Source organism: Niveispirillum sp. BGYR6 (genome assembly GCF_027568365.1).
Lineage (GTDB): Bacteria > Pseudomonadota > Alphaproteobacteria > Azospirillales > Azospirillaceae > Niveispirillum.
Genome location: NZ_JANLNL010000003.1, coordinates 164,362 through 177,764, shown reverse-complemented (window position 1 = coordinate 177,764; position 13,403 = coordinate 164,362). Strand labels below are relative to the sequence as shown.

General features: G+C 61.9%; 15 protein-coding genes and 1 pseudogene. 8 read left to right on the top strand and 8 right to left on the bottom strand.

Annotated features, from left to right (window positions below):
* Positions 1-128: 128 nt before the first annotated feature.
* The 8 genes from rpsF to PCJ49_RS08970 all read left to right on the top strand — a co-directional run bounded on the left by rpsF (position 129) and on the right by PCJ49_RS08970 (position 7,028).
* Complete coding sequence (gene rpsF, locus PCJ49_RS09005; RefSeq protein ID WP_089286455.1) at positions 129-596, top strand: 30S ribosomal protein S6; 468 nt, start codon at positions 129-131, stop codon at positions 594-596.
* Positions 593-880 carry a 30S ribosomal protein S18 gene (gene rpsR / locus PCJ49_RS09000; RefSeq protein ID WP_089286454.1) on the top strand — a complete coding sequence of 96 codons (288 nt, stop codon included), beginning with the start codon at positions 593-595 and terminating at the stop codon, positions 878-880. The genes rpsF and rpsR overlap by 4 nt, the downstream gene beginning before the upstream one ends.
* Before the next feature lie 20 nt (positions 881-900).
* Positions 901-1,455 carry a 50S ribosomal protein L9 gene (gene rplI, locus PCJ49_RS08995; RefSeq protein WP_269910641.1) on the top strand — a complete coding sequence of 185 codons (555 nt, stop codon included), beginning with the start codon at positions 901-903 and terminating at the stop codon, positions 1,453-1,455.
* A gap of 130 nt (positions 1,456-1,585) precedes the next feature.
* Entirely contained in the window at positions 1,586-2,533 is a 948-nt protein-coding gene (locus PCJ49_RS08990; RefSeq protein WP_269910640.1) for a glycosyltransferase family 92 protein, read from the top strand.
* A 102-nt stretch (positions 2,534-2,635) separates the two neighbouring features.
* The gene (locus tag PCJ49_RS08985) at positions 2,636-4,138 is read left to right on the top strand and encodes a replicative DNA helicase (RefSeq protein ID WP_269910639.1); all 1,503 of its coding nucleotides are present in this window, start codon (positions 2,636-2,638) and stop codon (positions 4,136-4,138) included.
* A gap of 36 nt (positions 4,139-4,174) precedes the next feature.
* Positions 4,175-5,317, top strand: a complete 1,143-nt coding sequence (alr, locus tag PCJ49_RS08980; protein WP_269910638.1) for an alanine racemase — start codon at positions 4,175-4,177, stop codon at positions 5,315-5,317.
* 140 nt (positions 5,318-5,457) lie between these two features.
* On the top strand, positions 5,458-6,228 hold the full coding sequence (locus tag PCJ49_RS08975) for an ABC transporter permease (RefSeq protein WP_269910637.1): 771 nt from the start codon (positions 5,458-5,460) through the stop codon (positions 6,226-6,228).
* Entirely contained in the window at positions 6,225-7,028 is an 804-nt protein-coding gene (locus PCJ49_RS08970) for an ATP-binding cassette domain-containing protein (protein ID WP_269910636.1), read from the top strand. The genes PCJ49_RS08975 and PCJ49_RS08970 overlap by 4 nt, the downstream gene beginning before the upstream one ends.
* 35 nt (positions 7,029-7,063) lie before the next feature.
* On the opposite strand, the gene PCJ49_RS08965 is transcribed toward PCJ49_RS08970, so the two are convergent.
* From PCJ49_RS08965 to PCJ49_RS08930, 8 genes and pseudogenes are all read right to left on the bottom strand, one after another.
* Positions 7,064-8,290 carry a DUF2336 domain-containing protein gene (locus tag PCJ49_RS08965; RefSeq protein ID WP_269910635.1) on the bottom strand — a complete coding sequence of 409 codons (1,227 nt, stop codon included), beginning with the start codon at positions 8,288-8,290 and terminating at the stop codon, positions 7,064-7,066.
* 65 nt (positions 8,291-8,355) lie between these two features.
* A pseudogene (locus PCJ49_RS08960) lies at positions 8,356-8,505 on the bottom strand (twin-arginine translocase TatA/TatE family subunit); the annotation flags it as partial.
* A gap of 223 nt (positions 8,506-8,728) precedes the next feature.
* Positions 8,729-9,022 (bottom strand): energy transducer TonB, encoded by a 294-nt coding sequence (locus PCJ49_RS08955; protein ID WP_269910634.1) that lies wholly within the window; start codon positions 9,020-9,022, stop codon positions 8,729-8,731.
* Positions 9,023-9,137: 115 nt separating this feature from the next.
* Positions 9,138-10,421, bottom strand: coding sequence for a tetratricopeptide repeat protein (locus PCJ49_RS08950; RefSeq protein ID WP_269910633.1), 1,284 nt, complete (start codon positions 10,419-10,421; stop codon positions 9,138-9,140).
* 178 nt (positions 10,422-10,599) lie between these two features.
* Positions 10,600-11,034 carry a biopolymer transporter ExbD gene (locus PCJ49_RS08945; RefSeq protein WP_269910632.1) on the bottom strand — a complete coding sequence of 145 codons (435 nt, stop codon included), beginning with the start codon at positions 11,032-11,034 and terminating at the stop codon, positions 10,600-10,602.
* 45 nt (positions 11,035-11,079) lie between these two features.
* Positions 11,080-11,526, bottom strand: coding sequence for a biopolymer transporter ExbD (locus PCJ49_RS08940; protein WP_269910631.1), 447 nt, complete (start codon positions 11,524-11,526; stop codon positions 11,080-11,082).
* A gap of 2 nt (positions 11,527-11,528) precedes the next feature.
* Positions 11,529-12,431 (bottom strand): MotA/TolQ/ExbB proton channel family protein, encoded by a 903-nt coding sequence (locus tag PCJ49_RS08935; protein ID WP_269910630.1) that lies wholly within the window; start codon positions 12,429-12,431, stop codon positions 11,529-11,531.
* Between the two features lie 59 nt (positions 12,432-12,490).
* Complete coding sequence (locus tag PCJ49_RS08930) at positions 12,491-13,186, bottom strand: energy transducer TonB (RefSeq protein WP_269910629.1); 696 nt, start codon at positions 13,184-13,186, stop codon at positions 12,491-12,493.
* Positions 13,187-13,403: the final 217 nt, after the last annotated feature.

Here is a 13,403-nt window from a genome sequence, read left to right as displayed (position 1 = left end):
TGTATAGTCCCGCGCTTCCGTAACCCCGCCGGTGCCCTGCCTTGGCATCGGCTAGGTCCGTGCGGCTGCCTTCCGGCTCCTAACCGAACCGGTTCAGCGGCGGATCATCAATAGCCATGGGGAGTTTAATGGCACTGTATGAAACCATCCTGATCTGCCGCCAGGACATCTCGTCCGCGCAGGTCGAGAGCCTGACCGAAACCTTCAGCAACATCCTGAAGGAACAGGGCGGCTCCGTCGTCAAGACCGAACAGTGGGGTCTGAAGACCCTCACCTATCGGATCAAGAAGAACCGCAAGGGTCATTATGTCTATCTGGGTCTGGACGCGCCTGCCGCGGCCGTGGCCGAGATGGAACGCAACATGTCGATCAACGAAGACGTGCTGCGCTACATGACCGTCAAGGTTGAGAAGATCGAGGAAGGCCAGACCGCCATGCTGGCCAACAAGGGCGAGCGCGCTGAGCGTGGCCCGCGCGGTGGCTTCGGCGACCGTGGTCCTCGTCGTGAATTTGGTGATCGTGGCGACCGTGGTGACCGTCCGGGCCGTGGCCCGCGTCGTGACGCCGCTGTTGAAGGTGAAGGAGACCGCGCATGAACGCCGAACGTCCCCAGGGTGCCGCTCCGGCCGCTGGCGCTCCCCGCTCCGGCGGTGGTGGCCGTCGTCCGTTCTTCCGTCGCCGGAAGACCTGCCCGTTCTCCGGCCCGAACGCGCCGGCGATCGATTACAAGGACGTCAAGCTGCTGTCCCGCTTCATCTCCGAGCGCGGCAAGATCGTCCCGTCCCGTATCACCGCCGTGTCGGCGAAGAAGCAGCGTGAGCTGGCCCGTGCTATCAAGCGCGCCCGCTTCCTGGCTCTTCTGCCGTACATTGTGAAGTAAGCGAGCCAGGAGAAAAGACCATGGACGTCATTCTGCTGGAACGCGTCGAAAAGCTGGGTCAGCTGGGCCAGGTTGTGAAGGTCAAGGCGGGTTATGCCCGCAACTTCCTCCTGCCCAAGAAGAAGGCCCTGCGCGCGACCAAGGAAAACCTTGCTTACTTCGAAGGCCAGAAGGCGCAGCTGGAAGCGCGCAATCTGGAGCTGAAGAAGGAAGCGGAAGTTGTGGCCACCAAGGTCGACGGTCTGGCCGTCGTCGTGGTGCGTCAGGCCGCCGAGTCGGGTGTGCTGTACGGTTCCGTCACCTCGCGTGACGTTGCCGATGCGGTCACCGCCGCCGGTACCACCATCTCCCGTGCTCAGGTCGCCATCGTCGACCCGATCAAGACCCTGGGCCTGTTCAAGGTCAAGGTTGTCCTGCACCCGGAAGTGTCGGTGTTCGTGACCGTCAACGTTGCCCGCTCGGTGGAAGAAGCCGCCGTGCAGGCCCAGCGTGGCGGCATGGTCGTCGGCAACGACGAGGATGAGGAAGACGACGTGGCTGAGGAAGTCGAAGCCACCGAGGAAGCCGAGGCCTGATCAAGGCCACGGGGTGCCGGATGAAAACATCCGGCCACTATGGTAAAGATTAAGGGCGGTCCCGTCGAGGGATCGCCCTTTTTCTTTTGGCAAGCTGCGCGGGCCGCCATGCCAGTTGGAGAGATGTCCTGTGCCGTTGAAACCATCCATACCGGCTATCGGGCCGCTTTATCTCTGCGCCATTGTCCGCGACGAAGAGGAAGGTTTGGCGGAATGGATCGCCTATCACCACCTGATCGGCATCGACCATTTCATCATTTATAACAATGGCAGCACGGACGGTACGGCCACCCTGCTGGACCGGTTTGCCGCCGCAGGGATCGTCACGCGTCTCGACTGGCCCGCCCCCCCCCCGCCGCAATGGCTCAGCTATCCCGACATGCTGCACCTGCTGGAGCAGGTGCCAGACCCGCGCCGGGCACACTGGGGGGATCTTGGGGCCCTGGGCCCGCAGATCACCGCCTACAATGATGCCCTGTCCCGGTTTGGGGATAAGGCTGACTGGATGCTGTTCATTGATGCGGATGAGTTCCTGCTGCTGCCCCAGGACGGGCATCTGCAGCCCTTTCTGCGCAGGATCTGCACGCCGCAGATCGGCGCCATCGGCTTCAACTGGCGCTATTTCGGATCGGCGGGACAGATCAGGCCCGATGGTAGGCTGGTTATCGAACGTTTCACCCGCTGCGCTGAACCGAATTTTCCCGGTCACGCCCATATCAAGACCCTGGCGCGTACAGCAGCGCTGGACCGGATGGCAGTCCATGCCGGGATGCTGCGGCCCGGCTATGGCTATGTGAATGATTGTGGTGAGGCGTTTACACCCCGACATCTGGCCTTTTCCAACCACATCTCACACCACTACAGCCAGTTGAACCATTATTCAGTGAAATCGCGGGCGGAGTTTGAGCGAAAGCGCGCCAAGGGCAATGCCACCCTGGGCAGCCGGCACCCCCAAGGTGAAATCGAAGCAGAATATTTCCAGCGCCAGGACCTGAACAATGCGCAGGATGCGCGGCTTTCGGCATATGCCACAGCCGTGCAGGAGCATATCAGCCGGCTGCTGACCGTCCCGCGCTAAAGATATCCCCAGTTTATCCACAGGTTTAATCCCCCGCCATTATGGACCCGGAACCGCTGATCAGGTGACGTCGGCCCAGCGGGTGGTTAGAATGCCGCCATCATGGATACAAAGCTGATCGACCCCTCCGGCTTCACCGGCAACACCCCCTCCTATCGCAGCCCGCCCCATAATGAGGAGGCGGAACAGACCGTGTTGGGCGCCATTCTGGTGAACAACAAGGCCTTCGAAAAGGTGGGCGAATTTCTGCGCCCGGAACATTTCTTCGATCCGGCCAACCAGAAGATTTTCCAGGCGATCTTGAAGATGATTGATCGGGGGCAAGTGGCCAACCCGATCACGCTGAAGGCCTTTTTCGAACAGGATCGCGATCTGGCCGATATTGGCGGCCAGGAATATCTGGCCCGCCTGGCCGCAGCCATCGTCACTGTCCACAATGTGGAAGATTACGGCCGCATCATCCATGACAGCTATCTCCGCCGCCAGCTCATCGAGGTGGGCGAGGAGATGGTCAATCAGGCCTATAAGCACGATATCGACATTGCCGCCAACGACCAGATCGAAGAGGCGGAAAAGAAGCTGTTCGAACTGGCGGCCACGGGCGACATCAAGGGCGATTTTGTGCCCTTTGAGCGGGCGCTGAAGGCGGCCATCGAAACGGCGGAGGCGGCCTTCCGCCGCTCCACCCATGTTACCGGCGTCACCTCGGGCTTGCGCGATCTGGATGCCAAGCTGGGCGGCCTGCATCCCAGCGATCTGTTGATCCTGGCCGGCCGCCCCTCCATGGGTAAGACGGCGCTGGCCACCAATATCGCCTTCAATGCCGCCAAGGCCTACATGCTGTCCGGCGGTAAGGAGGGGGCGCCCGTCGGCTTCTTCTCCCTGGAAATGTCGGCTGAACAGCTGGCTTTGCGTATCCTGGCCGATCAGGCGGAGGTCTCCGGCGACAAGATCCGCCGGGGTGATATCGCCGCCACCGATTTCCCGAAATTCGTCGAGGCCAGCCAATATCTGGCCCGCGTCCCCTTCTTCGTCGATGACACGCCCGCCCTGTCCATCACCGCCGTGCGCACCCGCGCCCGCCGGCTGAAACGTACCCATGGGCTGGGCCTGGTGGTGGTCGACTATCTTCAGCTGTTGCGCGGCGGCGGCACCGGCCGGGGCGAACAGAACCGCGTGCAGGAAATCTCCGAGATCACGCGCGGCCTGAAGGCCATCGCCAAGGAACTAGAGCTACCCGTCATCGCGCTGTCGCAGTTGTCGCGTAGCGTGGAAAGCCGTGAGGATAAGCGCCCCCAGCTGTCCGACCTGCGTGAATCCGGCTCCATTGAGCAGGATGCCGACGTGGTGATGTTCGTGTTCCGCGAACAATATTACCTGGAGCGTGCCGAACCCGGCCGCCGGCCGGATGAGAGCGAAGACAAATATAATGACCGTTACCAGCAATGGCAGGAACGGCTGGCCCAGGTACATAACACCGCCGACGTGATCATCGGCAAGCAGCGTCACGGCCCGGTGGGCACCGTGCGCCTGTTCTTCGATGGCAATTACACGCGCTTCGGCGACCTCGACACCACCCATGGCGGTGGTGATTACGACGATTAAGCGACGCGCCACTCCGCGACGCAGGATACAGCAAACATGATTGACCTTCCTTCCCCCCTCGCCGCTGCGCTGGAAACACCGGACGCAGCCCGCGTGGGGGCGGTGCTTGCCATTGATCTGGGCGCCCTTACCGCCAACTGGCGCGATCTTGCCGCCCGCGTCGGCCCGGCCGAATGCGGTGCCGTCGTCAAGGCCGATGCCTATGGGTTGGGCGCCGTGCCCGTGGGCCGCAGCCTGTGGCAGGCCGGTGCCCGCAGCTTCTTCGTCGCCGATATTGAAGCCGGGGTGCGGCTGCGCGCCGCCCTGCCCCAAGCCCGCATCATTGTGCTGCATGGGGTGCCCGCCGGCACCCAAGGGGAAATCGCCGACCAAAGGCTGGTGCCGGTGCTCTCCACCCTGGCGGAGATTGAGCGCTGGCGGGATCACGCGGCCCAGCTGGGCCGCAAACTGCCGGCCATTATTCATATCGATACCGGAATGAACCGCCTGGGCCTACCGCTCAGCGACTTAGATCGAATCCGAAACGATTTACCTTCCCTGTTGGCCGGCCTGGATTTGCAGGCGTGGATGAGCCATCTGGCCTGCGCCGATGACCCGCAGCACCCGCTGACGGCTGAGCAGCGCCAGCGCTTTCTCACAGCCCTGGAAGGGTTGCCGTCGGCTCCGCTGAGCCTGAGTAATTCTGCCGGTATTTTCCACGGGCCTGATTACCATTTTGATCTGGTCCGCCCCGGCATCGCCCTTTACGGCCCCAACCCCGCCCCCTGGATGCCCAACCCGATGCGGCCGGTGATCCGCCTGCTGGGCCGGATCTTACAGGTGCGGTCGGTTTCGGCCGGCGTCACCGTCGGTTATGATGCCACCCATCGGGTGACGCGCCCCGGCAAGGTGGCGGCCCTGGGCCTGGGTTACGCCGACGGCTATCCCTGGTCGCTGGCCGGCAAGGGACAGGTGATGATTGCCGGCCATTCCTGCCCCGTCATCGGCCGCGTCTCGATGGACCTGCTGACCGTGGATGTGACCGATGTCCCCGAGCCCCTGTTGAATGTGGGCGGTTGGGCAGAGGTGATCGGCCCTGCCCGCGACGTGGATCAGGTGGCGCGGGAGGCCGGGACCATCGGCTATGAAATCCTCACCCGTCTGGGGGCCCGCTATCATCGGGTCTATCACGGCGGATGATGGCTGGCGGAACCGATGGCCGCCTCCTATGTTCATGGCTCTGTTGCAGCGCAGCCGCACGTCCCTTGGCGCCATTGACAGGGCGGATGTCAGGGGCTAGCCGTTAACCCATCCGCCCCGCGCCCTGAGAGGTCAGGTTAATGCAGTTCCTTCGTGCGATTGGTCGCGCCACCCTGACCTTCCTGGAAGCGACGGGTCGGCTGGCCATGTTTACCCTGACGGCCCTGTCGCATTGCGTGCGCCCGCCCTTCTATTTCCGCCATATCGGCCGGCAGATGGTGGAGATCGGCTATTACAGTCTGCCCGTCGTCGGCCTGACCGCCGTGTTCACCGGCATGGTGCTGGCGCTGCAGAGCTATAGCGGCTTCTCCCGCTTTTCGGCCGAAAGCGCCATCGCTACCGTGGTGGTGCTGTCCATCACCCGCGAGCTGGGGCCCGTGCTGGCAGGCCTGATGGTGGCTGGGCGCATCGGTGCCGCCATGGCGGCGGAGCTGGGCACCATGCGGGTGACGGAACAGGTGGATGCGCTGACCACCCTGTCCACCAACCCCTTCAAATATCTGGTGGTGCCGCGCCTGCTGGCCGGCACCACCATGCTGCCGCTGCTGGTGCTGGTGGCCGATATCATTGGCGTGTTCGGCGGCTATCTGGTGTCGGTCTACCGGCTGGGCTTCAACCCCTCCAGCTATATCAACAATACCTGGCATTATCTGGAATTCATGGATGTGGTGTCGGGGCTGGTGAAGGCCGGTGCCTTCGGCTTCGTCATCTCCCTGATGGGCTGCTACCACGGCTATAACTCGCGCGGGGGCGCGCAGGGCGTGGGGGCGGCCACCACCAATGCCGTGGTTTCCTCCTCCATCCTTATCCTGGTGCTGAATTATCTGCTGACGGGGATCTTCTTCTCATGAGCGAGACACTGGAATTGAACACCGCCATGGAAGTGCCGAAGATCGCCCTGAAAGGTGTGAAGAAGGCCTTTGGTCCCAAGGTCGTGCTGGATGGCGTTGATCTGGAGATCAAGCGCGGTGAAAGCATTGTTATTATTGGCGGTTCCGGCACCGGTAAATCGGTGCTGCTGAAAAGCATCCTGGGCATCCTGACACCGGATTCCGGGACGATCCAGATTGATGGCGAGGATACGACCCATATCGGGGGACGCGACCGCGAACGGGCTTTGGCCAAGTTCGGCATGTTGTTTCAGGGTGCGGCCCTGTTTGACAGCCTGCCGGTCTGGGAAAATGTCGCCTTCGGCCTGATCCAGGGTCATGGGGTGGGCCGCAAGGAGGCACGGGAACGCGCCATCGCCACGTTGGGTGCCGTCGGCCTGACGCCGGATGTGGCAAACCTGTCGCCATCTGAGCTTTCCGGCGGGATGCAGAAGCGCGTCGGCCTGGCCCGCGCCATCTGCACCAACCCGGAAATCATCTTCTTCGATGAACCGACCACCGGGCTGGACCCGATCATGGCCGACGTCATCAATGATCTGATCGTGAAATGTGTGAAGGATCTGGGCGCCACCGCCCTGTCGATCACCCATGACATGGCCAGCGCCCGCAAGATCGCCGACCGTATTGCCATGCTTTATAAGGGCAAGCTGATCTGGGTCGGGCCGGTGTCGCAGATCGACAATTCCGGCAATCCCTATGTCGATCAGTTCATCCATGGCCGGGCCGACGGCCCGATTCAAATGCAGATCAAGGCGTTCTGAGCCGGGTAGCGGCATCAAACGGCGATGCGGTTGAATTATCGCCGTTTGACGCCGGGGGGTGTGCCCCGCACGGGCACGAACAGAACACCCGCCTGATCCATTGCTGCATCAACGAGTTGATCATCCTTGCAATCAAATAATTGCAGGAGCAGATCATCCATCGCCCGCTCTTCCGACTGACCGCATTTGGCGTAGAGGGTGGCCAAAGCCGCCGCCTGATAGTCGCTGCGACCGCTATCGCCGCCAGCATATCCCCTCTCCTGCGCCACGTGATGGGCCAACAGGAAGGGTTGTTGCAGACGCTTGGGCACATGCGCATGGCCCAACAGGGCCCGCAGCCCGTCGCCCGTGCCATCGGCCAGCAAAGCCGCCACATTACCGGGGGCAACCCTGGAGCGGACCGAAAGGGCGGCAGCGAAGAAATCAAAGTCCCCCGCGCACAGGGCGCGCAGCAGCAGCGGCAAGCCCAGGCGGCCGGAATCGTGCAAATGCACCGCCATGGCCCGGGAATCCATGCCTGAACGCCCCAACGGCCGCAACAGCGCCAATGTTGCGCTGTCGCGGCCATGCGCCACCATTTCCTTTACCAGAACGGGGGAGAGGTGGTAGCGGTCGATCAACATATCCCGCACCAGATTGGACGCGCCGGCCACCAGCCGCTCGACCACCGAGGCCGGTAGCAATTCACGTCCAGCCAGCGGCTCCGCGATCAGCGGCACATGGGCATAGCGATCCGCCAGCCCCTGCAACGTCTTCTCCGACAGGTCCGCGCCGGCATTACCCGCCAGCGTGGCAATAACGGCAAGATTGCCGACCCTGGCCAGGGAATGGCTGACGGTTGCTGACAATGCCCGCCGCGCAGCAATGGCCAGATGCTTGGCCGCATCATCCTGGCCGATCACCTCCAGCAAAATCGAATCCGCCAGCCTGTCGGCATGGCGCAGCAGGGGAAAAGCCACCGATGTCACATCAGTGGCAAGCGCATGGGCCAGCTCATCATTCAGCAGTGGGCTGTTATAGACCTGCCACGCCACCGCCTCGCGCACTTGAAGCACGGTGTCACGGGCCAGACGCAGCAACAGGTCCCGCGCCGTTTCCTGCGCACCCGGTGCCATAAGGCCAAGCTCCGCCGTCCGCACAATCTTCTGCACCAGAAGAATACGCGGTTCGGCGGAACGATCCCCGGCCAGATGTTCAACATCCGCCGGGGTTAGGAAATGGTCACGATCCGACATGTCCATGGTGATGGAAGCCGATGTCACACAAGAAACGCCGCTCAGCGCGGCGCGTCGGCGCCCGGCTTGGTCTCGGTCAGCTTGGGATCATCGGCCGGGGCATCGTCGTCGCGCATCCCCTTCTTGAACGCTTTCACGCCCTTGGCCATGTCCCCCATCACATTGGGCAGCTTGCCGGCACCAAATACCAGCAGAACGACAACCAGAACAATAACCCAATGCCAAAGGCTCATCGCGCCCATGGGACTTCTCCCGTTTCAGGTGAAAGCTATGCCGCTGGCATACAGATAAGGACTTCCAGGCCGGAGGGGAAGACCTTCCGCTGCCCGTCACGGAAAAGCTGCCCAGCAATTCAGCAGGGGCTGTGGCAGCGGCATCTAATCGACATTACATCTCGGTCTCGCAGGAGCTGGAGCCCATGCAGATTCGCTGCTTAACAGTGCCTCGTCCGTCCGAGTATTCGCCCTAGGCTTGGCCCCGCATTTCGAAACGGACGACCAGCCTTTGGCGCGCCCGCAGCCGGACATCTAACCCCTCTCCGTCGCCACACACCTCCGGCATGTAGCGGAGGCCGGCAGCATAACGCAGCGCCGATTGTTCGAACAAACCCGGAGGAACAGCCTCCACCACGCGGACATCATGGGGGGAACCGTCGCTGCCAATCTGGAACTCGACAATAACACGCCCTTCCCGCCGCAGCCGCAGGGCCCGTTCGGGGTAATGCAGTCGTGGACGATAGAGCGGTTCGAATTCCGGCATAGGGGGTCCGGCAACAGTCGAGCGACAGGCAACGGCAAAGACAGCCCATGCCCTTCACGCTGATCAGATAAGCAAAGGGGCGGGTGGATTGATCCACCCGCCCCTTCCGGCTGGCTTACTTCTTGGAAGAAGCGGCCAGCAGACTGAGGTGAGCCAGATCGGCGGGGCCGTCGGTACCCTTGATCTGCTTGGCAGCGGCTTCCGCCTTCGCCTTCTGACCGGCGGCAATGTAGTAGGTCACCAGACGCAGGCGCGCATCATCCGGGTTCTTCAAACCGGTGCCCTTGGCCAGGGCCTGTTCGGTCAACGTGATCGCCTTGTCATACTGCCCGTAACCAGCATAGGCCTCTGCAACACGCAGCATCGGACCCGGATTCCCACCGGCAACGGCCTGCTGTTCGGTCTGAGCCAGCGTCTTCTTGTCCTCGGCCACATTCTTGGCGGCCAAGTCCTTAAGACGCTGATGCCGTTCGGCCTCCTTGCCCTGACCCAGCAGCTTCAAGGCATAGCCCTTGTCGACAATCATCTGGGCTTCACCGGGGTTACCAGCTTGCAGCGACAGCTGCGCCATCTCCATGATGTCGTTGGTGCTGTCCAGAAGCCCCAGATTATTCTTCAAGCGATAGAAATCAAGCGCCAGACGGTCACGCGCAAAAGTCGGCTTACGCTGGGCGCGAGCGACCAAGTCGTTCCAATAATCCTTGGTCGGATAATATTGTACCAACTTCTCCAGCGCAGCCGTATAGCCGGCTTCGTTGTTGATGGCGTTGTTGGCGGCAGCCAGCAGACGGAAATCATTCTCGTCAGGCTTCTGCCCGGCCTTCTCCACCGCAGCGATCTTGGCGGAAACCTCCTTGATCGCGTTCGGATAATCTTTGTTCTGGTAATAGGCCTGAAGCAGCAAAGTGCGCATCGTGGCGTCGTTGCCGCCATCCTTGAAATAGCGCTGCGCCCAGGTAACAGCCTTGGCGAAATTCTTCTGCTGATAATATTGCTGGGCAAAAGCCTGCGTGAAGGTCAACAGCTGAGATGCCTGCATACGACCGGAGGCCGCGACCGTCTCAAAGGCCTTTTCGGCGGAGGGCGTATCGCCCGCCTGATAGGCAGCAACCAGACGCATCTGTTCGACCATGAAATCTTCGAACGGCGTCTTGTCGGCAACATTATCGGCTTCGCGGATCTTGGCGACAGCTTCCTTGAACTTCTTCGCCTTCATCAGATCCTGGGCTTCGGTCAGCGGCTTGCCAACCTCGGGCCGCACGGTGTCACCAGCGGGCTTGCCCTTCTCCTCCTTGGCCTTCTGCGCAAAGGCATCGGCCGGCGCCATCACGGCAGCGAAGGAGCCAAAGGCGAGAGCCGTTCCCAGCAGGGCGGCCTTGAAGATACGGGTACGGGTCATTGTCTCGATCTCGGATCTCGCATCGGCGCGCGCACACCAAAAGGGGCGCCCACTCCGCCGATCAGGTGAACCATGACGGCCGGCCATCCGACCGCTGAAAACGGATTAAATCATTACATGACGGCAGAGATGTGGCGCCGGAACAAAACCCGACGCCACGATCTTCGCTGACGCGATATCAGTCCAGGAACTGTTCGCCGCCAATCAAACTGATCTTGGTCAGACCCAGACGCTGGGCCGACGTCAGAACAGTTGCAACGCTCTTGTACTTCACCAGCTTGTTGGACCAGAGGTGAACCTCCGGCTGCGGATTCTTCGCAGCGGCGGTCCTGATCTCCTGCTCCAGTTCAGCACGCCCGGAAAGGGCGCGGCCGTTCCACAGAACAGTGCCGTCGAAGTCAACCTGAATGGTAACCACCTCAGGCTCAACAGGATTTTCCTGTTTGGGCGGGTTACCCATCGGCATGTCGAGCTTCACAGCGTGGGTCTGCACCGGAATGGTGATGATGAGCATCACCAGCAAAACCAACATGACGTCGATCAACGGCGTCGTGTTCATTTCCGGGCTGACCGCACCCTCTTCACCGCTGCCGCCACCTACACTCATGCCCATGAGGGCCTCCTATCGTATAAGTCCCGAAGGGGAAGGAACTGGCGGTCAAAGACCGCCAGTCGCCATCACGCCCGCGGGGGGCTCGGTAATAAAGCCGATCTTCATGATGCCGGCGCGCTGACAGGTCACGACAACCTTACCAACCGCCTCGTACCGCCCTTCCTTATCGCCACGGATGTGGATTTCCGGCTGGGGGTTCAGCACCGCGACTTCCTTCATGCGCTCAAACAGTGCCTTGGTGTCGGGCAACAGACTGGCATTCCAGTAGATGTTGCCGTCAACGTCGACAGCGATGGTCACATTCTCCGGCTTGGTCACAGTCGGAACGTTGGCTTCACTGGGAAGCGTCACGGGTACCGTCTGGATAGCGACCGGAATGGTCAACAGGAAGATGATCAGCAGAACGAGCATCACGTCCACGAGCGGTGTCGTATTGATCTCCGACACCACCGTTTCTTCATCGCCATCGGCGGCTCCGACGCTCATTCCCATGGTCAGGCGCTCCGGGCGGCGGAGGTCTTCACCTTCTGGCCGGCGATCAGCAGGGCGTGCAGATCGGAGGAGAAGTTGCGCAGACGATCCATCACCACCTTGTTACGGCGGGTCAGCCAGTTATAGGCCAGCACGGCGGGCACGGCGACCAGCAGACCGATGGCGGTCATGACCAGAGCGCTACCGACCGGACCGGCAACCTTGTCGATCGAGGCCTGACCGGACAGACCGATATTCACCAGCGCGTTCAGAATGCCCCACACGGTACCGAACAGACCGATGAAGGGAGCGGTGGAGCCGACGGAGGCCAGGAAGGACAGACCGCCCTGCAGACGGGCATTGACGGCATCAACCGAACGCTGCAGCGACATGGTCACCCAGGTGTGCAGGTCGATATGGTCGGTCAGGGCACCATCATGATGCTCGGTGGCGCGCAGGCCATCTTCCACCACGCCACGGAAAGCCGAGGTTTCCTTCAGGCGGGTAGCGCCCTCAGCAACCGAACCGGCGGTCCAGAAATCCTTCTCGGCGGCCTTGGCCTGGCTCATCAGGCGGGTCTGTTCGAACAGCTTGGTGATCAGGATGTACCAAGTACCGGCAGACATGATGACCAGAACAACCAGCACGCCCTGGTCGACCGGGTCGCCATGGGCAACGATGGCCTTCAGACCATAGGGGTTCTCGGTGGGGGCAGCAGGCGCCTCGGCAGCCGGGGCAGCGGCCGGCTCAGCAGCAGCCGGGGCAGCGGCGGGAGCGGCAGCCGGATCGGCCGGGGCGGTCGCGGTGGTGGCCGGGGCGGCAGCCGGATCGGTCGCCTGGGCAAAAACCGGGGCCGACAGGGTGGCAACCAGGGCGGCGGCAGCGGCAAGGCGGCTGATACCGCCGAGGGTGAACATCTTGCTCATCGTAGCTCTGCTTTCAGACTTACGTGTTTCGAATGATTTCGTCGCAGCGAGGGAGGCGCTTAGCGCGCATCTTCCAGCCGGAAGGTCATACCGACGGGTGACGGAATCCACGCTGCGCGCGGCTTGCCATCAACAACAGGCGGTTCGCACTTCCAACGCCCACGCTTTGCTTCCTTGATCCAGGCATTATCCAGGCGCTCATAACCGCTGGACTTCTGCACGGTCGCGTCCGAGATGCGGCCATCTTCATTACAGAAGAGCTGCAAAACCGTCGTCCCGGCTTCTTCGAGGCGAATCGACTGAGACGGATACTCGGCGCGATACTTGGACAAGCTGGCCTTATCCACCTTACCACCCGTCGGCGGGGCCGGCGGTGCGGGAGCAGGCGTCGGATTCGGCGCCGGCGGACGAACTTCCGGGGGCCGCTGGTTGGTGGAAACCGTCATCGGCGGGTTCGCCGGCGGCGGCTGCTGAATCTGGATTTCCGGCGGCGGAACGAACGGCGGCGGCGGCGGCGTATCGAACTGCGGTGGCGGCGGCGGCGGCGGTTCTTCCGGCGGCGGCGGGGCGACCTCCTCGATGATCTTGGTCTCAAGCGGTTCAGTAGCCATCTGAACCACATCGCGAGCAAGACCGGATGCGAGGGCGTAGATCAACCCGATATGCAGGACAACAACCACCACAATGCCAACCAACCGCCCGGACTTTTGCGGCTGTGTTTGCCGCCGATAGGGCGTTTGCGACAGGTAGGACATCGGTCGGTCACTCGATCCACGGGGGATGGGGCATCCGGCATAGCACACATAGGTGGGTTGAATCATCTGCCGGTCTTATTCAAAGCCGACTTTTTTTCAAACCCACAGCCGCGAGCCATGTTCTTGCCAAAAATCAGTGATACACGCGACCTCCCTGTTGCGAAGGAAGCATCACGTCAAGCAATCACCACTATTTGGCAAGGTTCCGAATGCGACG